The sequence below is a fragment of the Phocaeicola plebeius DSM 17135 genome, assembly GCF_000187895.1.
In the GTDB taxonomy this organism is placed as follows: domain Bacteria; phylum Bacteroidota; class Bacteroidia; order Bacteroidales; family Bacteroidaceae; genus Phocaeicola; species Phocaeicola plebeius.
On the sequence record NZ_DS990134.1, the window covers coordinates 526,898 to 553,813 of the forward strand.

Below are 26,916 nucleotides of genomic sequence, written 5' to 3' on the forward strand. Positions count from 1 at the left end.
TTGGTTTTTAGGTTTAATAAATTAGGTTAGAAAGTTACGTTTAATCCAAGCATGTATGAACGGGCGGTAGGATAACCAACGACAACTCCTTTTTCATCGTCATTTGCTTTGGCATTATCGTAATTTAATGCATTTTTTATGTTGCTGAAAGTACAAACATTATTAACACTGACATCTACACGTGCTGAAGTGATGCCCAGTTTCTGTGTAAATGTTTTTGGAATGTTATATCCAATAGTAATGTTTTTTAGTTGTACGTAATTCATCTTTTTATAGAATGAGTGTTTTTCGTATGGTACGTAGGATGGAGAAGTCATTTCATTGGTTGGATTACTTTCTGTCCAATAATTCATACCACTTAAGTAATTGAACTCAGGCATCCATCTATCAAAGTTTTGGTCATGCATTTGTCTCCATTGCCCGAAAACACCGTTCAATACAAATGACATATAGAAATCCTTATAAGTAAAGTTGTTTGTCATTGACATAAGGAAGCTGGGCAACTTGGATCCAATGATTTTTTTATCATCAGCTGTAATAACTCCATCTCCGTCCACATCTTCCAATTTTGCTGAGCCTGGTTCTGCTCCTTTCTGAATTTCTTTCCAGTCATCAGTATAATAGCCCCATTTTTCACTGATAATGTTTCCTGCATTATCCTTTTCTACTAAACATTTCCAACGTGGATCATCCGTTTGCCATGTACCAATTACATTGTAATCATAGTAAACGTTGGTTGGTTCTCCAATAAACCATTTGTTAGTTATATCATCTTTCCCGTTTTCTTGTAATTTGATAATCTTATCTCGGTTTAGAGAGAAATTGACATTTGTTTTCCATAAAAAATCTTTTGTTTCAATATTTATTGAATTTAATGCAAATTCTACTCCCACATTACGAGTTTGTCCGATATTGTCAAGGATACTTCTATATCCATTCATATAAGGTACGGTTCGGTTCATCAACAAATCTTTGGTGTTTGCGATATAGAAGTCAATGTTACCACTAAGGCGTCCGTTAAAGAGACCAAAGTCAATACCAGTATTGAATGTATAAGTCGTTTCCCATTTTAGATTGGGATTTCCTACTCCGTTAGTAGGTAGATATACTCCATTGACTGTGTTGCCTCCATCTCCCCAGATATATTGTGTCAGGCTCAGGCGGTCTAGGGTTTGGTATGCGTTGATACCTTGATTACCGTTAGCACCGTATGATACGCGTAGCTTCATCATGTCCAGCCAGTTGCGGGTGTTTTCCATAAATTCTTCTGAAGAAATATTCCATGCAGCAGCGGCAGATGGGAAGAAGGCATATTTGTTGTTGGCTCCAAAAGCAGAATATCCATCGGAGCGTCCGGTCAGAGTTAACAAATATTTGCCTGCGTATGCGTAGTTCAATCGGATCATGTAAGAGAGTAGTGCTGTTTCTGTGAGCGAAGAGGATAGTGATTTATTTTTTTCTCCTCCAGCCATATTGTGATAGCCTCCTTCATCGTTAACGAAACTTTCTGCAGATTGTTTGGAATATTGTTTACTCGTTTCTTGTATGGAGAACAAGCCGGTAGCATCGATTTTGTGTTTTCCGAATGTATTTTCATATTTGAGAATGTTTTCCCATGTATAATCCCAGTAATGTGTATTTTCAATGGAAGCAGCTCCATCTACTTTACTACCAGTAAGAGTATTTCTTCCATAATATGTGCCGACAAAATTGTTGCGATAGTTGTATCCAAAGTTTGTGCGGAAACTTAACCCTTTTACAGGGAGGGTTATGTCAGCAAAAGTTGAAATAAATACGTTTCGGTTTGTCTTGTCTTCTATGGCATCACAATCTGACATAGGGTTATAGAATAAAGTATTGCGGCTCATCGGGTAATATTCCAGGTTACCTTCCTCATCTGAATATGTACCAAATGGGCTCATTTTAAGACCTGCTTCCAGATAAGGAAGTTCTCCTCCATATTCTTTTTGTATGGCTTGCATACTCATACCGATTTTCAACCATTTGCCTAAATTCTGGTTAATGTTAAGTGAAATGTTGGTACGTTTCATGCCAGTGTTCCGTACAACTCCATCTTGGCGCAAGCGAGAAATTGAGGCCATATATGTGGTGCTTTCTGTTCCTCCAGTTAGAGATATTTGATGATTAGTCACCAAAGCTTGGCGGAACATTTTGTCTTGCCAGTCAATAGTACGTCCAGCTTTGTAATTTGCTAATTCATCTGCTCCTAGTACGCTCTCAGGAGTGAGTTGGTCGTAGGGAATCCCATTTTTTAAATGATTATAATCATAAAGGTATTGTAAATACTCATCTCCACTCATCATGTCAAGACGTCGCTCAGTTTCAGCCATACCAACCTGTCCTTTATAGGTGACAGTAGCTTTACCTTGTCTTCCTTTTTTAGTTTGTATTAAAATAACTCCATTAGATCCTCTTGAACCATAGATAGCGGCAGAAGATGCATCTTTCAATACAGACATACTTTCAATAATGTCCGGATCAATATCACCTAACGAACCACTATAAGGGATACCATCCATTACAATAAGAGGGTCATTACTAGCCGTTAATGAGTTATTTCCTCGGATGCGCAAAGTTTGGTCTTCTCCAGGTTGAGCATTACCAGTTGAGATATTTAATCCGGGAATTTGTCCGGCTAATTTATCCATCAAGTTATTGGTGGATACCAATCCGAGTTTGTCTTCTCCAACAGCAGTTACACCACCTGTTAAATCAGATTTTCTTTGCGAACCATATCCTACAACCACAACTTCCTCTAGGGATTGAGTATCTTCATCTAATTGTATATGTAAATTGTTATTATTTGAGATTTTTATTTCCTTAGTGGAATACCCTATAAATGAAACTTGAAGGATATCTCCTTTTTTGACATTTTCAAGAGTAAAATTTCCATCAATGTCTGTAATGACTCCATTTGTGGTGCCTTTTATAATCACATTGGCTCCGATAATAGGACCTGTTTTGTCAGAAATTGTACCCTTTATGGTTAGATTTCCTTGGTTTGTACGTAAAACAGATAATGTTTCATTGATTGCATTATTAGTGCTTTCAGCCATAGCATTCAAGCTTGTAAATCCTATGGCAGAGCATAGCAATACATGATTTAATTTTAGGTAAGCAATAGGTTTTTTCATAGATTTAGACATTTAATTTAATGTATAAAATCGTTTTTTTCTCTAGTGGCGAAAATATGTACCCCAAACAAAATCTCCAATTATAGAAGTCTTATTTGCGGTAGGTAAATGTGTATATGGAAAATCCTACCACCTTACTAGGACATTTTTACCCTATTTCTCTTTCTTGCTTCGTATACTTTGAGGAGCTACGCCAAAATATGCTTTATATAATTTACTGAAATAACGGGGAGAAGAAAATCCTAATTGGATAGATATTTCAGATATATTGAATTCTGGATGTTCTTTTAAGAGTTTCATGGCTTCCTCCAGTTTGATTTTTAGGATGAATTCGTTTGGGGGGATTCCTACTAGTTGCTTGAATTTTGTGTACAGCTTGCTTCTGCCCATGCAAAGATGATTCGCTAAAACCATTACATCAAACTCTGGGTTAGTAAAATTCTCACGTATAATGTCTATGCATTTTTTTAATAGTTTTCTATCAGCTTCACTAATCGCATCCGCTTCTGTTGTTACGGGAACAGAAGGATTATGGGTGTAATAATCCTTCAGGCGCTTTTTGTTCTTTAACAAACTACGGCAGCGAGCTAAAAGAACTCTTATGTCAAATGGTTTAATAATATAATCGTCTGCCCCAAACATAAATGATTCTATCATGTTCTCAACAGACATTTGTCCAGTCATTAAAATGATGGAAATGTGGGATAGTTCTATATTATTTTTAATCTTGTAACAGAGCTCTTTCCCTGATAAACCGGGAAGTAGGAGGTCACTAATTATTAAATCAGGATTGAGTTCCTGAGCTAGGTTTAGAGCTTCTTGTCCGTTGTGTGTAATATGTAGTTGGTATGTATGTTGAAGCACTTCTTTTAAGATGTTACATAATTCTTCATTATCTTCGACCAAAAGTAGGACAGGGTTGTTTATATTTTCTTTTTCTTGCTTTTCTTCTATTTCGATTTCTTCGTCTTTTTCAGGAATGTAGAATGTTGAAAGCCTAATTTCTGAATCTGTAGGTAAAATAGCTTCAGTTTGACTCGCATATGTTAATATTTCTTCTTTAAAATGTTGTTTTCCAAGAGGGAGTGATACTGTGAAACGAGTGCCCTTCTGTAAAGTGCTGTGAACTATAATATTGCCGTGATGTAGTTCTACAATATTTTTTGCAATAGAGAGCCCGATACCAGTACCTGGAGTTAGTGAGTTCGGCTGAGATTCTACTTGGTAAAACTGATTGAAAATTTTCTGTATATCTTTTTCTGAGATTCCAATACCTGTGTCAGACACTGTTATTATCGCATCTTTATTGTTCGAATAAATTTCTATGTTTATGCAGCCATGTGTGGGAGTATATTTAAAAGCATTTAATAAAAGATTAGAGAATACTTTGTGCATTTGCAGTTCATCAAACCAGACTGGCAGATTTTCCGTTGAAGCTTGAAAATGGTATTCAATCTCCTTTTGAGATGCGATTTCGTGGAAGGAAGTATATATTTGATGGACAAAACTGACCATATTATGCTCTTCTACTTTTAATTTTAGACCTCCTTCCTCTTGCTTTTGGAAGTCAAGCAACTCTGAAATTAATTTTCTCATATTCCATGCGTTTTTATATATACGCAAGATTCGGTTATGAATGGCTGTACTTAAATAATCAGTTTGTAGCAATGTTTCCAACTGGCTTAAGATAAGGGTTAGAGGTGTGCGAAACTCGTGTGAAATATTTGTGAAAAAATTTATCTTTAGTTGATTTAATTCTTCTATTCTTTCTTTTTCCTTTCTTTCGAATTTTAATGATGAGCGTAAAGACGTTTGTTTGATTATGAAATTAATAATCACTAAAATGACTCCTAATGTAAGAAGAATATATATGGTATATGCCCATGAACTTGCATAAAATGGTGGGGCTATATGAATGTTTAATTGTGCTTCTTGTATTGTTGACTGATTTTGAGCAACAGGACGTAGCCTTAGTTTGTAATTTCCTGGGGGGAGGTTAGTATAAGTAATATTTCGTCCATGCGTCTGATTCCAGCTGTTATCAAAGCCTTGGAGAAAATATTCAAATGATTGATATAAATCGTTGAAGTGATTAAATGTTGAAAATTCAATAGTGATATTATTTTGATTATATGAAAGGTCTAACGTATTTGTTTTGTTTAATATATGTGATAATATCTTTGTACTGTCACCTGGAAATACTTCTTGATTATATACAAATAATCTGTCAAAAGAAACAGTTTGTGATTGTGGAGTATTGTCGAGAGTTTGTTGTTGAATAACAGCTAATCCATTAGTTCCACTTATATAAAGTCTACCTTTGGAATCTTTAAATAGGCTTGAGCCTAAACTGTAGGTCTGATTAAAAAAACGGAATGTGTTTTCTGTTTTTCCGCTTTGTGTATTAAATATAGATAATCCTTTCCCGTGAATCAGGTACAAATTATTGGGCTTATTTGAATTACATAGATAGTAGCAAAAATTATTAGGTATACTTTGGTTGCCAACATTGTATGCTTCAAAAAAGTTTTTATGGTTTAGATAATGAAATATACCTGATCCAATAGTGCAGATATAGATTTCTCCTTGAGAATCTTCAAAAATCTGTGACACGCCACTTTGTTTGAGTGAATCAAGCTTATAATAAGTTAATTGGTTGTTTCTGAGGTTGATAGATGTGACTCCTCCTTTTACATGTCCTAACCATAATCGTTCTCTGCTATCAATTAGGAAAGTTTCATAGGCAAACTTTTGGTTTAATACTTGATTTATTTGGGGGGCGTTTGAGAGAGGAAGGAACTTTTCATTGTGAATATCCATGAAGGTAACCCCTCCTTGTGTTAATACAATGAGTCCATCTTTATATTTTTGAATTTCATTGACAATGTCGTAAGGTAGTGATTGTATATCATCGGTTTTATGAGTAAGACGATGTCCTGTTTGAGTCTTTAAATCTAAGATGTACATTCCTCCTAAATGAGTTCCTATATATAGTTTTTCATTTTGGGTATTATATAATATTGATTTTAGGTTGTTGCTTCCCAAACTTTGATTATTTCCTGATTGATGGGTATATTGTGTGAATTTTCCTGTGGTACGGTTCAAGCTATGTAGCCCTCCTCCTTCTGTACAGATCCATAAGTTCCCTTTTTTGTCTTCTGCCATTTTCCCAGTTACAGGAAAGTTAAGCCAGTTCTTTTTTAAAGGATCTGCATGGTAAAAGTAGTCACTAGACGGATTGGGGTTAAATACATTGACACCTCCATAATACGTTCCTGCCCAGATATTACCTTGTATATCTTTACATAATGAAAGTATAGAGCAATGGCTTAGTGTATTGGGAGATACTCCATATTCTGTGTAATGTGTCCAGAATTTAGATTCTGGGTGGAAACAATCGATTCCTTTGAAGGAACCAATCCATATATTCCCATAATTGTCTTCAATAATATCACGTATTTGGTTATGTGATATTGTTTTTGGGGTGTCATTACTTGTGTAATGAATCAGAGTTTGTGAGGGGGTGAAACGGTATAATCCATTCCATCCTCCAATCCATATATTATGTTTTTTGTCTACAAAAATGCAACTCCCATTATTAAAGTCTGCAGCTTTTGTTATATCATTAGGATTCTTTCTTGAAATACGATATAGTGCTGTTGAATTGATAGCCCATATAGTATCATTGTCAATATATAAATTGGTTATTTTATTAGGTTTCTGAGTAAATAAAGAAAGTTTCTTTTCTTGTTGTGTATAATAATATATGCCATCAGTACATGTTATCCATAATGTATCTTTTTCGCAGAAAAGATTATATACCCCTTTATCTCTTATTTTTTTTACTTTTTGAGTATATAAGTTAATATCGAGCAAGTCTCCTTCAGAGATAATATACAATGTCCCATTTCTATTGCCACTTATTCTCCCTATATTGCTGTTAAATATTTTTTTTTCAGCATTAGTCAAGGGAAAAGCTAATACGTTATTTCCATTATAACGATTTAGCCCTTCGCTTGTACCAATCCATACAGCTCCGAATTCGTCTTGAAAGATAGTATGTATACAAACCTGAGACAATCCATCTGGAATTCCGAGGTGTTTGAAGTATAAATCTTGAGCTTGTATTGTTATGTATGCAATGAAGCAGAAAATAAGAATGGCAAAGTTTCTCATATATTTAGTAATTTTCTAGGTACAAAAATAGAGAAAAAAACGAATGGACTATTGTATTAAATGGCAAATACGTCCGAATAAAGTGTACAAATCTTCCAAAAAGAGAATAGGTGGAGGATTGAGAACTAGTGATAATATGTGGATTTATATATTCCTTCTATTTTTGTTACAACTAAAAAAATTATATTATGAGAAACCGAATATTAACTTTCGTATTATTATTGGTTGCTTGTGGCAATTTATGTGCTCAGCAAAAAAAATCATCAGATTTGTTACCTGCAGAACAGGAGATAATGCTTAAATATGGTGCAGATCGTTTAGGCAAACGTCACGATGCGGCAATGGAACGTTTTCGTAGTCATCGTTTGGGTGCTTTTATTCATTGGGGATTATATGCTATTCCTGGAGGTGAATGGAACGGAAAGGTCTATAATGGGGCAGCAGAATGGTTAAAGAGTTGGGCAAATGTTCCTTCTGAAGAGTGGATGAAATTAATGAATCAATGGAATCCCCAAAGATTTGATGCTACTAAGTGGGCTAGAATGGCTAAAGAAATGGGAGTAAAGTATGTGAAAATTACAACTAAGCATCATGAAGGATTCTGTTTATGGCCTAGTAAATATACTAAATATACAGTGGCAAATACCCCTTATAAAAAAGATATTTTAGGAGAACTGGTAAAAGCTTATAACAAAGAAGGCATTGATGTGCATTTTTATTTCTCAGTCATGGATTGGAGCCATCCTGATTACCGTTATGATATAAAGTCAGAAGATGATGAGATTGCTTTTCGACGTTTTCTCGAGTTTACAGATAATCAATTGAAAGAATTAGCAAGTCTTTACCCTACTGTGAAAGACTTCTGGTTTGATGGTACATGGGATGAAAGTATCAAAAAAAATGGATGGTGGACAGCTCATGTAGAACAAATGTTGAAAGAGATGCTTCCCGGGGTTACTATTAATAGTCGTTTGCGTGCAGATGATTATGGTAAGCGTCATTTTGATAGTAATGGCCATTTGATGGGGGATTATGAGTCGGGGTATGAACGTCGGTTGCCAGATCCGGTAAAAGATTTAAAAGTGACAAAATGGGACTGGGAGGCATGTATGACTATTCCTGAAAATCAATGGGGGTATCATAAGGATTGGTCATTGAGCTATGTAAAGAACTCTGTAGAGGTGTTGGAACGAATTGTACATGCTGTATCTATGGGCGGTAATATGGTCGTGAATTTCGGCCCGCAACCTGATGGTGATTTCCGTCATGAAGAAAAAGAGTTGGCTGAGGTTGTTGGACGTTGGATGAAAAAGAATGGTGAGTGTGTTTATGGTTGTGACTATGCAGGCTTAGAAAAACAAGATTGGGGGTACTATACCCGTAATGGAAATGATATCTATATGGTTGTATTTAATCTGCCTTTCTCAAAATGGTTGACAGTGAAGACACCAAAAGAATTAAAGCCGGTAGAGGCTGTTACACTAGATGGGCAGAAGGTGAAAGTGGTGGAAACTACAAATAATGAATATAATGTTAAAGTACCAGAGAAGATAATAGGTGATCCATTCGTCATTAAATTAAAAGTAGAAATAGTAAATGGCTCTGTGGATAAATATAAGGCTGCTTTGACTTAATCATAGAAAGAAAAACTATGAAACATTTTTGGATGTGTGCCTGTCTGTTGTTTTCAACCCTCACAGTCTGGGGACAGACGAATTTCAGGAAATCGGAAATAAAGGAAGTTATGAAGCGTGTGGCCGATTGGCAAATTGCTAATCCGGACAAACGCCATGAGCATGGTGACCTGGACTGGACCAATGCGGCGTTGTACATGGGTATGATAGACTGGGCAGAACTGGCAGAAAAGGAGGATGGTAACCGGGCATATTATGACTGGCTTCTGAAAATCGGAAGACGCAATCATTTTCAGATGGGGAAATGGATGTACCATGCCGATTTTATAGCCGTGGGGCAGCCTTTTATTGATTTGTATCAGAAATATAAGGAACAGAAGATGATTACACCTGTAATGGCACGAGCCAACTGGGTGGTAGAGAATATGCCAATGGCTTCCATGCAGTTGGATTATGGCAAGATGGAAACCTTGACACGCTGGTCATGGTGTGATGCGCTGTTTATGGCGCCTCCTGTGTATGCCAAGCTTTACGGGCAGACTTTAGACAGAAAGTACCTTGATTTTATGAACCGGGAATACAAGGCTACCTACGATTTGCTTTTTGACAAAGAAGAAAATCTCTTTTATCGTGACACTCGCTATATAGGTAAACAGGAAGCAAACGGGAAGAAGGTATTCTGGGGCCGTGGAAACGGATGGGTACTTGGCGGATTGGCTGAAATTCTGAAAGCATTGCCTGCGGATGAGCCTTCCCGGAAATTTTATCAGGAATTATTTGTGACACTGGCTACGAGAGTAGCCGAATTGCAGAGTGCTGACGGTTACTGGCATGCCAGTCTGTTGGATCCGGCATCTTATCCTTCACCGGAAACCAGTGCGACAGGATTCATCGTATATGCACTTGCTTATGGGGTAAACCAGCATTTGCTGGACAGAGATGCTTTTTTGCTGGTTTTGGAAAGGGGCTGGAAAGCTTTGACTGATGCGGTAGAAAAGAATGGGAAGTTGGGATATGTACAGCCTATTGGCGCCGACCCCAGGAAAGTGACTCGCGACATGACGGAAGTGTATGGCGTGGGAGCTTTCCTGATGGCCGGATGTGAATTGTATAAAATGTCAGAAAAATGAAACTACATAAGATTATAGGAGCGTGCCTGTTGTCTGGTCTGTGTGCGACAGGCGCTTTTTCAAGAGAGGTAATCAGCTTTAATGATGGCTGGTTGTTTAAAAAAGGGCCGTTTGCAACAGACGTGATGAAGGCAGCTGCCCAGTGGGAGAGTAAATGGACAGAGGTGACCATCCCTCATACCTGGAATGCGCAGGATATGCAGGTGAAGACAAACTCTTTTTATGAGGGAGCGGCTTATTATCGTAAGACTTATGTGATTCCCGAGACCATGAAGGGGAAGCGTTTGTTCTTGCGCTTTGAAGGTGTGGGGACTTGTACGGAAGTGTATGTCAACGGTTATCTGGTGGGTACACACAAGGGAGGATATTCCGCCTTTGTCTGTGAGATTGGTGAGCAGGTAAAATATGGGGAGAGCAATGAGATTGTAGTGAAGGCTGACAATACAGCTCGTCCGGATGTCATTCCGGTGAACCATAGCCTTTTTGGAGTATACGGAGGTATCTATCGCCCGGTGTCGTTGGTAGTGACAGAGCCTTGTCATATTGCGGTGGAAGATTATGCTTCTCCAGGGGTCTATATTACCCAGAAAAATGTGTCGAAAAGTGCAGCGGAAGTAAATGTGAAGGTGAAACTGGACAACGCTTCCTTGCAACCGGAAACACTGGAACTGGAGAATGCAATCTATGATGCGGAAGGCAAACTGGTGAAGAAGCATGTACGCAGTTTGGAACTGACTCCGCAAGGAATGCAGTCGTATACGGCTTCTTTCCAATTAAAACGTCCGCATTTGTGGCAGGGACGGAAAGATCCTTATTTATATAAGGTAGTATCCCGTCTGAAGCAGGAGGGACGGGTGATTGATGAAGTGGTACAGCCGTTGGGTATCCGTAAATATGAAATTGTGGCCGGGAAAGGCTTCTTCCTGAATGGAGAGAAATATCCTATGTATGGAGTAACTCGCCATCAGGACTGGTGGGGAAAAGGTAGTGCGTTGACAAATCAGGAACATGACGCGGATTTAGCCATGATTATGGATATTGGAGCTACTACCATTCGCCTGGCACATTATCAGCAGGCAGAGTATATGTATGCTAAATGCGATAGTCTGGGACTGATAGTCTGGGCTGAGATTCCTTTTGTAAATCGGGTGACGGGGCAGGAATGGGATAATGCCCATCAGCAGATGAGAGAATTGGTTCGACAGAATTTTAATCACCCTTCCATTTATATTTGGGGAATTCATAATGAGGTGTATCATCCGCATGGTTACACAGCTGCATTGACCCGTTCGTTGCATGATGTATGTAAGACGGATGATCCGGACCGTTATACGGCTGCTGTAAACGGGTATGGACATGCTGAACATCCGGTGAACCAGAATGCAGACGTTCAAGGGATGAACCGCTACTTTGGCTGGTATGAAAGGAAGATACAGGATATCAAACCTTGGGTGGAAGGTTTGGAAAAAAATTACCCCTGGCAGAAACTGATGTTGACAGAGTATGGGGCGGATGCGAACTTGGAGCATCAGACTGAATATCTGGGAGATGCCTTGAATTGGGGAAAACCTTTTTATCCTGAGACTTTCCAGACAAAAGTACATGAGTATCAGTGGAGCGTGATTGCTGAACACCCTTACATTATTGCTTCTTACTTGTGGAATATGTTTGATTTTGCTGTGCCTATGTGGGAGCGTGGAGGAGTTCCTGCACGTAACTTGAAGGGAATGGTAACTTTCGACCGTAAGATTAAGAAGGATTCCTATTATTGGTATAAAGCTAACTGGAGTAAGGAACCTGTACTTTATCTGACACAGCGTCGTAATGTGGACAGAGAAAGAAAAGAAACTTCGGTAACCGTGTATTCTAATATCGGAACTCCGGTGGTATATCTGAACGGGAAACCTTTGGAAGGTATCCGTAAAGGATATACAGAGGTGCACTATGTATTTGATAAAGTGACGCTGGTTCAGGGAAAGAATATATTGAAGGCTGTAGTCAGCTATCAGGGAAAAGAGTACGTAGATGAGATAGAATGGAACTATACTGGTGAAAAGAATAGGGGGACTGTCGTGCATGAGAATAAGAAGGAGCATGCAGGATGGTAATAAAGAACGGGGCTTTTAAGGCCCCGTTCTTTTTAATGCTATTCGGTAATTTCTACCCGGTTTACTTTTTCCAGTAAGAATCGGTTTTGGTTCCAGTGAAAAGGTAGGTAGGCGTTATTTGTTGTAATCTTGTTTTGTTTAAAGATTAGTCCGTCTACAGACTTGGCATATAGAATAGGTGCATCGAATGTGTCAAATTCATTGTCTGTAATCTGGATGGCACCTGGTTTCCCTCCGTGGAAATATTTTACCTGATGCTCCAAATCGGGAATTTCCGGATAAATGGAAATCACGGCGTTGGTAAACTGGAACATATTGGTCAGTGCATTAATGAACCGATTGTGACGGATGATTACTTCCTGGCAGGCACCGGTTTCATACCAGCCGTTGCAGTCACCACACAACAAAATAGCTGTTCCTGAAGTATGGTCAAACAGGTTGTTTTCTACGATTGTTTTTTTAGGTGTGCTGAACAGAGAACCTCTGGCGCGGTTGTTGCGGATGGTATTACCGGCAAAATAAACCTCAGGTGTCCATGTCAGGTTTTCAATCCCGAAATCAGTCTGTTCGGCTAAAGTTTCAGGAAGTGGCTGAGTGAAACGGATGATAAACTCACGGGCACCGTCTGCTGTCGGTTTGTCTGAGGCTGTAATGCGTTCTATACAATTCTTTCCATCCAGCAGTTCCATGGTTCTTGAACGGATGAACTGTACGCTGTCGCCTGGGAATCCCCAGTCAAATCCCCAAGCTTGGTCGTGCATATAGCGGGCTTTGAGAGTATGAGTGTCAATTTGTTGGAGCACTTTCAAGTAGGTTCCGTGCACATTGATGGCATCGTCCATCATACCTTCATACAATCCGTTGACAGAGGTGATTTTTCCTTTACACTGAGAAAAATGGGTTGCATCGGCCTGAGTAGTGAAATAGCGGGAGTCGTTTTCTCCTTTCAAACATACACCAAAACCATCCATCGTGATGTCATCGCATAGCTGGGCTAACAGTCCCATGCCTTGTGCATAGTGTACCTTGACATTCTTTATTGTGGTTCGGGTATTATGTGACAGGAAGATACCGGGAGTCGGACGGTCCCATGAGCGCATGGCGACAATAGTCCCTGCCGGAAGTCGTTTGTCTTTCCATTTAGGGGCATGTATCAAATTCTTTCCTACCAGGGAACAGCCTTTGGTCGGGCAGCTGATATCGCTGGTGTTGTATACAATATGTCGGCTGGCCTTTTCAAAAGCTATACCCGACATCGGGCGAAGTTTCCAACCTTCTCCCTTTGTTTCGAAAACAGAGTCTTTTGTCAGGTGGTACTCTACCCATGGAGCAGGTTGAAAGGTGATTCCTTTTTCTCCTTCATTTTTTATAATTTCCACTTGAGCTATGTGTGGATTGGCAAAATCGATGCTGAAATTTTGCAAGGTACAGTCTGTACTTCTAAGCAGAGATATCGGAATCATTTGTCCATGGAAGATAAACTCTGCTCCGTTTCCTTCTATTGTCAGCGATTTCATATCCTCCAGTGCCAGACCTACTTTTTTAGGATTATCCTGGTCGTGGTTGGAAATGTAGTAAGTGCGTTCTGCAGCTCCTTCAGGATAGAAATGATAGGTTCCGCTTTGAAAGCGTAAGGTTACTGCTTCGCCTTCTTTTACTTCTTTTTTAATTTTTGCAAGTACCTTTTCCATTCGGGCAGACATGTTGCTTTTCTTTCCTGGTTGAATACCGAAATGAGACATGTCATACACGTGTTGTGCGCATAGAGGAAGACATAATGCGGCAAACAATGCCAGGCATTCTAGTTTCATTTTCATAGTTTGTGAATTAAGTGTTTAGAAATGATGATTGATGACAAAGGTAAATGTTTTCTGCTTTTATTGTGAATTTTCGTGGGATAGTTTATTGGCATGGTGGGAAAGATATGAGTGATTTCTGTTATAGTTGATTGACTTTTAGGCTTGATAGAAGAGTGCATAAATAGTGATGGATAATAAATTATTTCACTAATTTCATTTGTAATACATGCTTGAAACAAAATAGAATAGTTAAATATTAAAATGTTTTAGAGTTATTATGGAAGTATTTGATTTTTTTCTATAAATTTGCGAGGATTAAATATAAGTCTATTCTATTAATCTCAATTTTAATATTATGAAAATGAGAAAAACAAACAATGTTAGCCGGCTGATGGTGTTAGCAAGTGCTTTATATTGCGCATCTCTTCCAACATTTGCAACATCCACTGTACCGGAATCAATGGCTTCAGTTGTTCAACAAACAACGAAACTTAAGGGTGTTGTATTAGATGCAAAGACAGGTGAGCCGATTATCGGAGCAAATGTGTTGATTAAAGGTACGGCTGTCGGTACAATTACTGACTTTGATGGAAATTATGAGTTTGAAGGTACGGTAGGTGCCAAACTGGTTATTTCTTTTGTGGGTTACAAATCCATTGAAGTGACAGCGACGGCTCATAACCAGACTATTAAATTGAGTGAAGATTCGGAAGCACTCGATGAAGTAGTAGTTGTGGGTTATGGTATGCAGCGCAAAAGCTCTATCACTGGTTCTATTTCTTCTGTTAAAGCGGATAAATTGAAAGACATTACTACACCGAGTGTAGCTAATATGCTACAGGGTAAAATTGCCGGTGCGGTAGTAGTTCCTACTTCTGGTCGTCCGGGTGACGGAGTGAGCATCCGTGTGCGTGGTATTGGGTCTATCCGTGGTAATGTAGAGCCTTTGTGGGTAATTGATGGGGTTGTGGGAGCTTCTTCTGCCGATTTGAACCCCAATGATATTGAATCTATTTCTATTTTGAAGGACGGTTCGGCTACGGCCCTTTATGGTTCGCGTGGTGCTAACGGTGTTATTCAGGTGACTACCAAACGTGCCACTTCGGGTCCTTCACAGATTGATTTGTCTGTTAAGTTCGGTGTATCTCAGTTGCAGAAAGGTAATTTGGAGATGATGTCTGGTGCTGAATATTACGATTATGTGCGTACGGCTTACGAAAATGCTGGAACACTGGATGCACAGGGATGGTTACAGCCTTATCTGCGTAACCGAAACTTCGATTGGTGGGATTTGGCTACTCAGAATGCTTTGACACAGAATTATAACATCGGCTACCGTTATGGTAATGAAAAGATTAAGGCATATTTGTCGGCCGATTATTATTCTGAAGAAGGTACCATCAAAGGATTCGATTACGATCGTTTCACCATCCGTTCGAATACTGATTATGTGGTTAATGACCGTTTGACTTTGAAATCTAAGATTTCTGCCAGCTACAAGGAAACTAACAATCAGGAATATTCTTTGGCACATACTAGCTATACGCCGTGGGATACTCCTTGGGACTCACAAGGAAACCTGAAGGATGGTACGCAGGGTGTGCCGACAGCTGCAGATGCTCCAACTGCTAACCCGGATGACTACTGGTATTCCGATGGAGGTTCCAACTTCTTATACGATAGAGCCTTGAACTGGGGAAAGACTCGTAGCAACGGTCTTGATTTGGGACTCGGTCTTGATTTCAAGATTATCGACGGATTGACTTTTGAATCAAATAACCGTGTTGGTTTCAGCAATAACTATTCTAATTCCTACGTGGATCCTAACAGCCGTTCGGGTGCGGGTACCAGTGGTTCTTATTACGACGGACAGTCAAATACCCGTTCTATTTACACCAGTCAGTTGCTTCGTTTCCTGAAGACTTTCGGCGAAAAACACGAAATCAATGCTTATCTGGGTTATGATTACGATGAATATCGTTACTGGGATCTTTCGGCTACGGCGTATAAGATTTTCCAGGGAGCCGAGATTATTAATGCTGGTGCAGACGATCCTACCGCCAGTGGTACGAAATCAGAATCGAAGAATGCGGCTATTTATTTGAATGTCAACTATTCGTTCGACAGCAAATATTTGATTCAAGGTATGGTTCGTCGAGACGGTTCTTCTAAGTTCGGTAGTGACAAGCGTTGGGCTACATTCTGGTCTGTCGGTGCCGGATGGAATATGCACAAGGAAAAGTTCCTCAGCCAGGTAGAATGGATTAATGAGTTGAAGCCGCGTGTGTCATACGGTATCAGCGGTAACCAGCCGGGCGGTGCTTACGAGTGGGCTACTATTTTTGGCTATACTTCTCAGTATGCGAACGAAATCGCATTCTTGTCCAACTACCAGGGTAACCCTGACTTGTCTTGGGAGGAAACAGCTAACTTCGATGCTGGTATTGATATTCGTTTATTCGACCGTGTGAGCATCACTCTCGATTACTATTTGAAGAAAGTGAAGAACTTGATTTACCTGCGTCACTTGCCTGCTGTAACAGGCTTCAACCGTCAGACGGCTAACAACGGTAAGATGGAAAACTCTGGTGTGGAATTAACTATTACTCCTGAATTGATTAAGACCAAAGACTGGTACTGGGATATTAGCTTCAACATGGGTTATAACCGCAATGAGGTGACTTATCTGCCCGATGGTGATGACTTGACTATGCAGGCGGTTGCTGTAGGCTATCCATATATGAACTGGTATATGAAAGAATGGGCTGGAGTAGATACCATGACGGGTACACCGCTTTGGTTCAAGGTAGATCCTGATACTGGTGTGAAGACCGTGACAGGTAATTACAATGAAGCAACGAATGTGCTGCTTGATGCTTCGCCTACTCCGAAAGTGACTGGTGGCTTGAGTACTAATCTCAGTTGGAAGGGTTTGTCATTGAACGCTAATTTTACTTTCAGTGCTGGGGCCAAGATTTACAACAGTATGCGTGCCGGTGCTCTTGACCGTGATGCAGAACGTCCTTCTCAGCCAGCTATGAAATTGCCTGATGGATGGAGCCGTTGGGAAAAACCTGGTGACATCGCTACGCATCCTCAGTTGAGAGCCGGAGGTAACAATGGTGCTTCGAACACTTCTACCCGTTACCTGGAAAATGGTGACTATTTTAAACTGAAGACTTTGACCTTGTCGTACAGCCTTCCTAAAAAATGGTTGCATTCGTTGAAGATTTCGGGAGCTAATATCAGTGTGAGCGGAGAAAATCTGTTTACGATTACTAAATTCTCTGGTCAAGATCCTGAAATTCTGTTGTCCTCTTCTTACAATGGTAATGCCAGTGGATTTGGCTATCCTACCGTAAGACGTTTCTCTGTAGGATTGAATGTTAACTTCTAAGTACTGATAAAACAATAAGATAAAATTATGAAACTGAAATATACATTAGGAGCCTTGGTGGCTGCGTTTGCATTGGCAGGCTGCAGCTTGGACGTGAATATGTACGACGGTGTGACGGGTGAGGACGTAACAGCCCGTAACATTGTGGAATTATCGCAAGGCAGTTACAGCATGTTGAAATACGATGGCGGACTGATTGATTATGGATATTATTTCTGGGCTTATGGTGCTGACGACCTTTCATGGGGTGGTACTTCTACTGACGAGAAATTCGATATCTACGACTATAGCCGTAAAATCACCAGTTCAGTTACGGAATATGCTTGGGAGTTGGGTTATCGTACTATCGGTAACTGTAACAGGGTGATTGAGATGGGAGCCGAACTGGGTGCGGACATCACTGACGAGGAAAAAGTCATTGTCGGTGAGAATTACTATCTCCGTGCCTTGTCTTATTTCCTGTTGGTGAACGAATTCGCCCAGCCTTATTCCAATAATCCTACGCAAAATCCGGGGTTGCCATTGAAGCTTACTAGCGATCCGAACGACTTGCCAAAATTCCGTTCTACGGTAGCCGAAATCTATGATCAGGTTGTGAAGGATTTGAAGGATGCCATTACTTATATGACTTTGCCGTCAGGGCTTAGACCGAAAAATAGTTGCTATGCTACCAAAGAAGCAGCTCAGGCATTATTGGCCCGCGTGTATTTGTACATGGAAAATTGGGATGGTGCTTGGGATATGGCTAATGAAGTTATTAATTCTGGTCGTTTTAGCTTGCTTCAGGGCAATGATTATAAAATCTATTCTCAGTTTGCTCCTGAAGATAATTCTGAAACCATTTTTGCTGTACGTCGTACAAAACTGAAAGACGATGGAGGATCTGGAAGAATGGGAGGTCTGTACATTCAGGTAGACAATAATGGCTGGGAGGAAATGTATGCTTCTGCTCCTTACCTGAATTTGCTGGAGTTGTATTTGGATGAACAAGGTTATCCTAAGGATTTGCGTAGTAGCTTCATTACCAAACGTTATGTAGAGGACGGAACGGATACCTCCAAGTATCCTATCACCGGTAATCCGGAACGGAATTATCAGGACTGGACCTTTGTGTATGCAGCTAAGCAGGCAGGTGCTAACGCCAATTATGAATACCGTCAGATTTCTGTCACCAAGCAGAACGACGGAACCTATGCCATGAGTGCGGACGATGCTGCTAATTTCCGGAGTGCAACTATCCAGTCGGAACCTTATAACCTGGGAACTCGCTATTATGTACAGGCTTCGGACGGTACAAAGTATGTAGGCCGTATCGAGCCGCGTGTGTACGATGCCAAAACGCTTCGTCAGAAGGAGGCTATGTTCCTGGTATATGCCATCAATAAATGTTCTTATCAGGAGCAGTATTATCATTTGTGGTCACCCATTATCTCTCGCTTGGCTGAAATGTATCTGATTCGTGCTGAGGCTAATCTGGAGAAAGGTGGAGATACACAGACTACTCTTGATGATGTGAACGTGATTCGTAGCAGAGCCGGTATTCCTGAATGGACACTGGAAAATATCCAGACTGCTGAAAACGGCCAGCCGAAGGATATACATAAGATTATTGAAGAAGAACGTATGCTGGAATTTGCATGGGAAGGTCTCCGTCGATTCGACGTGTTCCGCTGGCGTCATACGCTCGACCGTAAATATCCGGGTGGACATACGTTAAGACAAGGTGACCGCTACCTGGAGATCCCTTATAATTCTCCTTCTGTATGCGAGTACATTCCACAGGCTCAATATGATGCATATCCTTACGATTTAGGACAGAATCCCTAATGAACATAAATAGGAGGATTTAGAAATAGGACTACCTGCCTTTCCCTCAGAGAGGCAGGTAGTATTTGGGAATCATAATTTTTTATACATAACAGAAACTGTAAAATGAAAAAAATATCATATTTTTTGTCGCTTCTCTTACTGGCCTTGTTCTGTGGCTGTAAGGAACAAGAACAACCTTATGTGGGTTACATTATCATTGAACGGGCCGTGCTTGACGCAGCTGAAGGTTCTACTACTACGTTGACGGCCGATACGGATATTCCTTCTGAAATGATTTTTACCATGGAAGACGGAGTGGACTGGTGTACAGTATCAGCGTCAGGTAAAGAGATTACCGTAAAAGCAACTAAGGCCAATCCGGATCCTTCGAATTTCCGTACTGCTACTATTCAGGTGAGATGTGGCTATCGTACAACTTCTTTCACGGTGTTACAGAAGTATGAAGGTCAGACTACATTGCAATATGACTGGACTAAATGGACAGCTACAGGCTCTGACGTAGAAGCGGGCGACGGAGGAGGTTATCCCAGTCTGTTTACCGATGACCGTACCCAATTCTGGCACAGTGCTTATTCCGGTGGAAATGCACCGCTTCCTCATACGCTGGTCATCGATATGCAGGAAGAACTGGAATGTATCAGTTTTGCTATTGGCCGTCGTGCATACGGGGAAAATAATTATCCTACAGTAAAGACCTTGCAATTGTGGGTTAGCACCGACAATGAGAATTTCACTCAAGTGGGTGGATTTACATTTGCTTTGCCATGGCAAGCTCCTGATGGTACAATCGTAACAGGAAACAGTCCGTTAGTTCCAGCTGAAGAGGTTATTTCATTGGCTGAACCTGTGCTAGCCCGTTATGTCAAACTGATCATCACAGAAACCAATAATGATACCGGAGTTTGTCAGGTATCTTACTTTAAAGCATACGGAAAGATTTAACTTCCTGTTTTCAGTTGTCTCCCTGAGGGGAGGGTTGACAGAAGAATATCTCTTTATACAGAAAGGCTATCCTCAGAATGAGGATAGCCTTTCTTGTGTTGTATATCCTCTTGGAAAGAAAAGAAAAATCCCCCGCTTGTCACTTTTCAGAGCAAGCGGGGGATTTCCGAAATATATACGGGGAAGTGTATTATTTCTCGATATCTACCAATTCTACTTCAAAAATCAAAGTAGAGAAAGGTTTGATTTTACCAGCTTCCTGTGCACCGTATCCCAGTTCCTGAGGAATATACAATTCCCATTTAGAACCTACCGGCATCATCTTCAGTGCTTCAGTCCATCCCGGAATTACGCGGTTAACGGCCAATGTAATAGGCTCTTTAGAAGAGTCGAATTCAGTACCGTCAATCATTGTACCTTTGTAGTTTACTTTTACGCGTGAAGTATCAGCAGGCAAAGCTCCTGTACCCTTAGTGATAATTTTGTACTGCAAACCGCTGGCAGTTGTCTGAATACCTTCTTTGCTCTTGTTGTTAGCCAAGAATTCTTCATTCTGTTTCTTGTAGTCTGCATATTTAGCTTCCAATGCTTTTGATTTGATCAGTTCTGCTTTCAGACGTACATAAGCACTTGCAGAGTCTGTAGTTACGATGCTCTGTTTCTTTACAGCTGCGATGAAGCCAGCCAAGAAGTTATCTTTGTTCAGTGACTGAACAGAGTCCTGTCCGAAAATCTGACGGTTGTTATAGTCGAACATGTCACCGCTTACCTGCTGGCCAATCTGCATACCTGCCAAATAAGCTTTCTGCTTAGCGTCAGTTTCCTTGCAACCTTGTTCCAGACCTTTGATGAAGTCTGCTACATATGCTGAATCTACTCCCAGACGACCCTGTACATATTCCATCAATCCCTGAGTGTTTGTAACACCCATCATATAAGACAAAGAGTCTACATCACTTTTCAGGTTTGCTTTCGGTCCCTGTGCTGTACATGATGCCAGGCTGGCTGCAGCGGCAAGCATCATAAAGAATGTACCTTTTTTCATTTGCTTTATTTTTTATAATACTTCAATTAATTCTACTTCGAAAATCAATGTGCTGTGCGGCGGAATCATTTCGCCTGCACCCTGTGCACCGTATGCCAGGTCGGACGGAATATAGAGTTTCCATTTAGCACCTTCTGACATCAGTTGCAGTGCTTCCACCCATCCTTTGATTACCTGGTTCACGCCGAATACAGCCGGTTCACCACGTTTGATAGAACTGTCGAACAATGTGCCGTCAATCAATGTTCCTTCATAATGGCAACGTACACGGTCAGTTGCTTTCGGTTTTTTACCGTTTCCTTCAGTGATTACTTCGTACTGCAATCCACTTGGCAAAGTTACGATATGCGGGTTTTTCTTGTTTTCTTCTAAGAAAGCCTTTCCCTTTTCTATATTTTCTGCGTTTATTTTCTCTTCTAATTCTGTGAAATATTTGTTGACGATTTCACGTGCTTCATTGTGAGAAATTGCAGTTTGGTTTCCTTCCAATACGTCTTTGATAGCCTGTGCAAAGTCATTTACATCAATTGAACGAGCACCCATGCTCAATAGATTTTGGCCAATCCCCAGACCAATGGCGTAGCTAAATTTATCCATAAACAGATTTTGTATTAATAAATGATTAACGGGGAGCAAAGGTATCTTTTTTCTGTGAATGTGAGGAATTTTGATTGATAAAATTTCTTATTTTTGGACGATGAAACTTTTTAATGATAATGTATCTAAAATCAGGAGGATAAGAAGATGAAAAATCTGGTAGTATTGACAGGAGCCGGCATGAGTGCGGAAAGTGGAATCAGTACGTTTCGTGATGCAGGAGGGCTTTGGGACCAGTATCCGGTGGAGCAGGTGGCTACCCCTGAAGGATATGCTGCCAATCCGAAGCTGGTGATTAATTTTTACAATGAACGCAGAAAACAGCTGCTTGAGGTGAAGCCGAACAGAGGACATGAACTTTTAGCAGAGCTGGAGAAATATTTTCATGTGACCGTGATTACCCAGAATGTAGATAATCTGCATGAACGTGCAGGGAGTACGGAAGTGATTCACCTGCATGGAGAACTAACAAAGGTGACTTCCAGCTTTCAGCCCAATAATCCACGTTTTATAAAAGAGCTTAAGCCGGAGGAATATGAGGTGCGGATGGGAGACAAGGCCCCCGACGGTTCGCAGTTCCGTCCTTTTATTGTCTGGTTTGGAGAAGCGGTGCCCATGATTGAAACAGCTATCGACTATGTGGATAAAGCGGATATATTTGTGATAATCGGTACTTCGCTGAATGTATACCCTGCTGCCGGTTTGTTGAACTATGTACATCCTGGGGTACCAGTTTATCTGATAGACCCTAAGGAAGTGCGCATTGCTTCCGGACGCGCGGTACGTGTGATTCAGAAAGGGGCTTCCGAAGGAATGGAAGAATTGAAAAAAATGTTATTGGAAATACGAGATTAAACAAATTCTTTCTATATTTGTTATCATTTTAAACTGAGAATAGATACTAATTATTATTTTAATAAACTGACTGATTATGAAAAAGTACATTTGCACAGTATGTGATTGGGTTTACGATCCGGAAGTAGGGGATTCAGAAGGTGGAATTGCTCCGGGTACAGCTTTTGAAGATATTCCTGAAGACTGGGTTTGCCCGGTTTGCGGAGTTGGAAAAGAAGATTTTCAGGTAGTAGAAGATTAATAAACTTTTCTTGATAAGGACGGCCTTCTAAAAAGTATGCCATATACTTTTAGAAGGCCGTTTTCATATCTTTTATTCTTGTAGAATAATGCCCATTTTTTTCATCAGAAAACAGGCGTTCATGTTTTGAGCCACTCCTTCACGCAATTTATAGGAAAAGGTGAGCTCATTATCTTTTATATCGGCTTCGAAACAGTAATTCCGTATTTCTTCAGGAAACTGTTTGATGAGGCTTCCTAACAGAAGATCGTGTGTGGCTATAATGCCGTTGGCTTTCAGTTGCATAAACTGACGAATCAGGTCAAAAGAGCCTTTCTGTTTGTCCATGGAGTTGGTCCCTTTCAATATCTCATCCAGAATAATAAATAGTTGTTGTCCTTGATTCAGCAGATCGATAATGCGTTTCAACCGCTTCAGTTCAGCGAAGAAGTATGATTCATTGTCGGAAAGTGAATCGGAGGTGCGTAGACTGGTAATGAGTTGGTTAGGGTGAAGCTTGAGCTTTTCGCAGCATACAGGGGCTCCGACGCAGGCCAGCAGGTAATTCACGCCGATAGTTCGCAGGTAAGTGCTTTTCCCGGCCATATTGGCTCCGGTAATAATCAGGAAAAACGGACGTGACGGAATGGTAGCATCGTTTTTCACGCATTGGGAAGCTGGCATAAGGGGATGCCCCATTTGTGTGGCCAGAAAGCAGAAAGGCTTTTCTGTCAGTTCCGGGTAGGTATATTGCGGATGGTTGTAGGCAAAAGTACCTAGTGAACATAAGGCATCCAGTTCACCCACAGTTTCCAGCCATTCGCTGATATACTGTCCGTAGCGTACTTTCCATCGTTCTATGCGGACAATTTCCTGAAGCTGGAAAAAGATGCTTCCTTCCAATAACACATAAAGGAACTGGTTGTTGCGTAAATCAAGTCGGTCGAGTTCTTTGGATAATTGTTGCAGAGCCTGTACAGGTGACTGCCCGTTCAGGTTGAATCGCTCCATCAGTTCCAGCATATCAGCTGACTTCCAGTCTTCTGCTTTTGCCAAGGCGATGAGCCGAGCATATCCGTTCAGGCTTTTCAACTGCTTTCCGTAAGTCTCCTGTATGTAGGTGGCCCGTTTGATAATTCCAAAACTGAGAACCAGGAAGATACCGAATGAAAGTCCTAGACAGGAAAATGAAGTCCATCCGATAAGGGAAGTTATCAACAAGAGGCTGTTAATAACTGGTACTCCCCAGATAAAGGCTTTCACCCATCCGGCGTGCAGGTATTGTGCGGGACTCTGACTCCATGCTTGTATTTTTTCAGCATCGGATGACTGGCCGTGGTGCACCAGTCCTGCTACGCGGAACTGTTCGCGAAACAAGGTATGTTCGCTTATTTCCCGTACCATTTCCTGCCGTTTTTCGATGGAAGTTTTTTTGTGCAGATGGTTTTGCAGCCATTTTGCCAGACGGTCTTTTCCGAAAAAAGTACAAGTACGGTTGATTGACTGGAACAGGGAGCGTCGCCCGAATATATCCAGGTCGAATGAATAGGGATGCTCCGGATTGACGTATTCTTTCCCGTCCTCAAAAGAACTGTAATCACCGGAAAGGGCTTGCAGCTCTTCTTGTATGATACGTGCCTGTGTTTCCAGCCATTCTTTGCGGATAAAAAAGTGGTTGTGTATTTTTACCAAAATAAAGAGCGGAAGGAAGGTAAGACAGATACAGATAATTAGCAGAGGGGTTTGACTAAAGAAAAAGTAGATTCCTGCTACTCCTGCTACGAATAAGGCAAGGCGTAACATACTGATGCGGAAGATTTGCTTCTTTACCTGTTGTAATTGTCCTTTGGTAAGGGACAGTCTTTCGGTGTAGTGGTTTTCTGGATTCATGTTATTGTGTTTGTGTTAGTTGCGCAAAGGAACGAAAAACTCCAGATACATGACCGAAAAAACTGTTAAAAGAAGAAATCCATTTGTATAATTCATGAATAAATCCCTTCTTTGCAATGAAATCAAGAATATTTCTTATTAAAGTGTGCGCGGTAACGCGTTTTCTTTTTCAATAAATGCGTGTTCGCACACACGTGCCTTTGTGAAGTGCTATGCAGAAAAACAAAAACATACGTCTTACCGACATTGCCCGCATGGCAAATGTATCGGTCGGTACCGTCGACAGAGTGATTCATAACCGTGGACGCGTATCGGAAGAAAATATCCGGCGAGTGAAGGAAATCATGGAGCAGGTGGGGTATAAACCTAACCTGATAGCACGTTCACTGGCAGTGAAAAAGCCGTGCCATCTGGTGGCGCTGATTCCGGATTTCCGTCCGGGAGATTACTGGAGTGCGATGGAATATGGCATTCGTCGGGCAGAAGAGGAGTGGGAAAGCTATGGAGTGAAGGTTTCTGTGCTGACTTTTGACCAGTATAGTAAAGCCAGTTTTGACCAGGCTGTTTCCCGTTTGCAGGAGATGCCCGAAACGGTGGACGGAGTAATTGTCGGTACGCTTTTCAAGGAGGCTGTCATCCAGCTTTCCGAATATCTGGATGCGGGTGAGATTCCTTATGTGTATGTCGACTCGGATATAGAAGAGCAGGGCCGTCTGGCTTATTATGGCACGGATTCTGTGGCCGGGGGAGAGATTGGAGCCCGTATGCTATTGGCTTCCATGGCCTTTCAGGGAGATATTCTGGTCGCTCATATTCAGCACGATAAAGGCAGTATGTCCACGCAAGGGCAGAAACGCTATTCCGGCTTCCTGCAATACCTGAAACAACAGGGCTATGAGGTGAATCTGGTGGAGGTAGAATTATGGATAGGCGATGAGGATCACAACGAGCAGGTGCTGGATGAGACTTTACGAAATCATCCGGGCATTCGTGGAGCGGTTACATTCAACTCTTCCTGCTACATTTTGGGGGATTATCTGGAAAAGCGGCAGAAGCACGAAATTCGGCTGGTAGGCTATGATTTGATTGACCCGAATGTGCGGTTACTGAACGAAGGGTATGTGCAAGCACTGATTGCACAGCGTCCGGAATTGCAAGGCTATAACGGAGTGAAGGCATTGAGCAGACTGTTGCTGTTCGATGAAAGACCGCAGGTGGTAAATCTGTTGCCGATAGATATTTTGTTGAAAGAGAATTATCAATATTATAATAAAGTATCCAATTTATTGCTAATCTGATTATTATGGCAAACGAATTATTTAACGTGGCCGGCAAAGTAGTTGTTATGACTGGGGGAGCCGGTGTGTTGGGAAAAGGTATTTCCAAGTATTTGGCTGCACAAGGTGCAAAAATGGTCGTACTCGACCGTAGTGAAGAAGCTGGTAAAGCACTGGTAGATGAAATTGTAGCTCAGGGACATGAAGCTACCTTCCTCTATACGGACGTAATGAACAAGGAAGTGCTGGAACAGAATAAGAAAGATATTCTGGAAAAGTACGGACGCATTGACGTTTTGCTGAATGCTGCTGGTGGAAATATGGCGGGTGCAACTATTGCACCGGACAAGACTTTCTTCGACTTGCAGGTAGATGCTTTCAAGAAAGTAGTCGATTTGAACCTTTTCGGAACAGTACTGCCTACGATGGTCTTTGCCGATGTAATGGTGAAACAGAAAAAAGGTTCTATCGTAAACTTCTGCTCTGAATCAGCTTTACGTCCGTTGACGCGTGTGGTAGGTTACGGTGCAGCAAAGGCAGCTATTGCCAACTTTACAAAATACATGGCCGGCGAACTGGCTATCAAGTTTGGCGACGGCCTGCGCGTGAACGCCATCGCTCCGGGCTTCTTCCTGACTGAACAGAACCGCACGTTGCTGACTAATCCGGACGGCTCACTGACTGACCGTTCCAGAACGATTCTGGCTCACACTCCGTTCGGACGTTTCGGTGAACCGGAAGATTTGTATGGTACCATTCACTACCTGATCAGTGATGCTTCTAACTTTGTGACAGGTACGGTAGCTGTCATCGATGGTGGATTTGATGCCTTCTCTATTTAATTGAAGTATGAACCTTTAA

16 protein-coding genes are annotated in these 26,916 nt (G+C 41.0%); 10 read left to right on the forward strand and 6 right to left on the reverse strand.

The window, feature by feature from the left end; genetic code table 11:
* Window positions 1-26: 26 nt before the first annotated feature.
* Window positions 27-3,155 (reverse strand): SusC/RagA family TonB-linked outer membrane protein, encoded by a 3,129-nt coding sequence (locus BACPLE_RS17015; RefSeq protein WP_007564212.1) that lies wholly within the window; start codon window positions 3,153-3,155, stop codon window positions 27-29.
* 153 nt (window positions 3,156-3,308) lie between these two features.
* Window positions 3,309-7,331, reverse strand: coding sequence for a hybrid sensor histidine kinase/response regulator transcription factor (locus BACPLE_RS17020; RefSeq protein WP_007564214.1), 4,023 nt, complete (start codon window positions 7,329-7,331; stop codon window positions 3,309-3,311).
* A 188-nt stretch (window positions 7,332-7,519) separates the two neighbouring features.
* Between BACPLE_RS17020 and BACPLE_RS17025 the strand changes: the two genes are divergently transcribed.
* From BACPLE_RS17025 to BACPLE_RS17035, 3 genes are read left to right on the forward strand one after another with little or no spacing between them, the layout of a single operon-like run.
* The gene (locus BACPLE_RS17025; protein WP_040313371.1) at window positions 7,520-8,965 is read left to right on the forward strand and encodes an alpha-L-fucosidase; all 1,446 of its coding nucleotides are present in this window, start codon (window positions 7,520-7,522) and stop codon (window positions 8,963-8,965) included.
* A 17-nt stretch (window positions 8,966-8,982) separates the two neighbouring features.
* Complete coding sequence (locus tag BACPLE_RS17030; RefSeq protein WP_007564220.1) at window positions 8,983-10,095, forward strand: glycoside hydrolase family 88/105 protein; 1,113 nt, start codon at window positions 8,983-8,985, stop codon at window positions 10,093-10,095.
* On the forward strand, window positions 10,092-12,203 hold the full coding sequence (locus BACPLE_RS17035; RefSeq protein WP_007564222.1) for a glycoside hydrolase family 2 protein: 2,112 nt from the start codon (window positions 10,092-10,094) through the stop codon (window positions 12,201-12,203). The genes BACPLE_RS17030 and BACPLE_RS17035 overlap by 4 nt, the downstream gene beginning before the upstream one ends.
* Window positions 12,204-12,241: 38 nt before the next feature.
* Here BACPLE_RS17035 and BACPLE_RS17040 read toward each other — a convergent pair whose 3' ends face one another.
* A complete protein-coding gene (locus tag BACPLE_RS17040) occupies window positions 12,242-14,020 on the reverse strand; it encodes an alpha-1,3-galactosidase-related protein (protein WP_007564224.1) in 1,779 nt (592 codons plus the stop codon).
* A gap of 343 nt (window positions 14,021-14,363) precedes the next feature.
* On the opposite strand from BACPLE_RS17040, the gene BACPLE_RS17045 reads away from it, so the two are divergent.
* From BACPLE_RS17045 to BACPLE_RS17055, 3 genes are all read left to right on the forward strand, one after another.
* On the forward strand, window positions 14,364-17,399 hold the full coding sequence (locus BACPLE_RS17045; RefSeq protein WP_235777946.1) for a SusC/RagA family TonB-linked outer membrane protein: 3,036 nt from the start codon (window positions 14,364-14,366) through the stop codon (window positions 17,397-17,399).
* A gap of 27 nt (window positions 17,400-17,426) precedes the next feature.
* Window positions 17,427-19,226: a RagB/SusD family nutrient uptake outer membrane protein gene (locus tag BACPLE_RS17050; protein WP_007564227.1), complete on the forward strand. Its 1,800-nt coding sequence runs from the start codon at window positions 17,427-17,429 to the stop codon at window positions 19,224-19,226.
* A gap of 105 nt (window positions 19,227-19,331) precedes the next feature.
* Window positions 19,332-20,171: a discoidin domain-containing protein gene (locus BACPLE_RS17055; protein WP_007564230.1), complete on the forward strand. Its 840-nt coding sequence runs from the start codon at window positions 19,332-19,334 to the stop codon at window positions 20,169-20,171.
* Between the two features lie 190 nt (window positions 20,172-20,361).
* Here BACPLE_RS17055 and BACPLE_RS17060 read toward each other — a convergent pair whose 3' ends face one another.
* Together BACPLE_RS17060 and BACPLE_RS17065 are read right to left on the reverse strand one after the other, a co-directional pair.
* Entirely contained in the window at window positions 20,362-21,216 is an 855-nt protein-coding gene (locus BACPLE_RS17060; RefSeq protein ID WP_007564232.1) for an FKBP-type peptidyl-prolyl cis-trans isomerase, read from the reverse strand.
* Window positions 21,217-21,228: 12 nt separating this feature from the next.
* Entirely contained in the window at window positions 21,229-21,813 is a 585-nt protein-coding gene (locus BACPLE_RS17065; RefSeq protein WP_007564234.1) for an FKBP-type peptidyl-prolyl cis-trans isomerase, read from the reverse strand.
* Between the two features lie 147 nt (window positions 21,814-21,960).
* Here BACPLE_RS17065 and BACPLE_RS17070 point away from each other — a divergent pair, with 147 nt between their 5' ends.
* Complete coding sequence (locus BACPLE_RS17070) at window positions 21,961-22,668, forward strand: SIR2 family NAD-dependent protein deacylase (protein WP_007564236.1); 708 nt, start codon at window positions 21,961-21,963, stop codon at window positions 22,666-22,668.
* Window positions 22,669-22,744: 76 nt separating this feature from the next.
* Window positions 22,745-22,909, forward strand: coding sequence for a rubredoxin (gene rd, locus BACPLE_RS17075; RefSeq protein WP_007564238.1), 165 nt, complete (start codon window positions 22,745-22,747; stop codon window positions 22,907-22,909).
* Window positions 22,910-22,981: 72 nt separating this feature from the next.
* Here the strand turns inward: rd and BACPLE_RS17080 are convergent, their stop codons facing one another.
* Window positions 22,982-24,778 (reverse strand): MutS family DNA mismatch repair protein, encoded by a 1,797-nt coding sequence (locus BACPLE_RS17080; protein WP_007564239.1) that lies wholly within the window; start codon window positions 24,776-24,778, stop codon window positions 22,982-22,984.
* Window positions 24,779-24,990: 212 nt separating this feature from the next.
* Here BACPLE_RS17080 and BACPLE_RS17085 point away from each other — a divergent pair, with 212 nt between their 5' ends.
* Together BACPLE_RS17085 and BACPLE_RS17090 are read left to right on the forward strand one after the other, a co-directional pair.
* Window positions 24,991-26,076 carry a LacI family DNA-binding transcriptional regulator gene (locus tag BACPLE_RS17085; protein WP_007564240.1) on the forward strand — a complete coding sequence of 362 codons (1,086 nt, stop codon included), beginning with the start codon at window positions 24,991-24,993 and terminating at the stop codon, window positions 26,074-26,076.
* A 5-nt stretch (window positions 26,077-26,081) separates the two neighbouring features.
* On the forward strand, window positions 26,082-26,897 hold the full coding sequence (locus BACPLE_RS17090) for an SDR family oxidoreductase (RefSeq protein WP_007564241.1): 816 nt from the start codon (window positions 26,082-26,084) through the stop codon (window positions 26,895-26,897).
* Window positions 26,898-26,916: the final 19 nt, after the last annotated feature.

Bases quoted from the DNA above. Each gene is read 5' to 3' on its own strand.
- BACPLE_RS17015 (WP_007564212.1), bottom strand. From the start codon at position 3,155: ATGAAAAAACCTATTGCTTACCTAAAATTAAATCATGTATTGCTATGC.
- BACPLE_RS17020 (WP_007564214.1), bottom strand. From the start codon at position 7,331: ATGAGAAACTTTGCCATTCTTATTTTCTGCTTCATTGCATACATAACA.
- BACPLE_RS17025 (WP_040313371.1), top strand. From the start codon at position 7,520: ATGAGAAACCGAATATTAACTTTCGTATTATTATTGGTTGCTTGTGGC.
- BACPLE_RS17030 (WP_007564220.1), top strand. From the start codon at position 8,983: ATGAAACATTTTTGGATGTGTGCCTGTCTGTTGTTTTCAACCCTCACA.
- BACPLE_RS17035 (WP_007564222.1), top strand. From the start codon at position 10,092: ATGAAACTACATAAGATTATAGGAGCGTGCCTGTTGTCTGGTCTGTGT.
- BACPLE_RS17040 (WP_007564224.1), bottom strand. From the start codon at position 14,020: ATGAAAATGAAACTAGAATGCCTGGCATTGTTTGCCGCATTATGTCTT.
- BACPLE_RS17045 (WP_235777946.1), top strand. From the start codon at position 14,364: ATGAGAAAAACAAACAATGTTAGCCGGCTGATGGTGTTAGCAAGTGCT.
- BACPLE_RS17050 (WP_007564227.1), top strand. From the start codon at position 17,427: ATGAAACTGAAATATACATTAGGAGCCTTGGTGGCTGCGTTTGCATTG.
- BACPLE_RS17055 (WP_007564230.1), top strand. From the start codon at position 19,332: ATGAAAAAAATATCATATTTTTTGTCGCTTCTCTTACTGGCCTTGTTC.
- BACPLE_RS17060 (WP_007564232.1), bottom strand. From the start codon at position 21,216: ATGAAAAAAGGTACATTCTTTATGATGCTTGCCGCTGCAGCCAGCCTG.
- BACPLE_RS17065 (WP_007564234.1), bottom strand. From the start codon at position 21,813: ATGGATAAATTTAGCTACGCCATTGGTCTGGGGATTGGCCAAAATCTA.
- BACPLE_RS17070 (WP_007564236.1), top strand. From the start codon at position 21,961: ATGAAAAATCTGGTAGTATTGACAGGAGCCGGCATGAGTGCGGAAAGT.
- rd (WP_007564238.1), top strand. From the start codon at position 22,745: ATGAAAAAGTACATTTGCACAGTATGTGATTGGGTTTACGATCCGGAA.
- BACPLE_RS17080 (WP_007564239.1), bottom strand. From the start codon at position 24,778: ATGAATCCAGAAAACCACTACACCGAAAGACTGTCCCTTACCAAAGGA.
- BACPLE_RS17085 (WP_007564240.1), top strand. From the start codon at position 24,991: ATGCAGAAAAACAAAAACATACGTCTTACCGACATTGCCCGCATGGCA.
- BACPLE_RS17090 (WP_007564241.1), top strand. From the start codon at position 26,082: ATGGCAAACGAATTATTTAACGTGGCCGGCAAAGTAGTTGTTATGACT.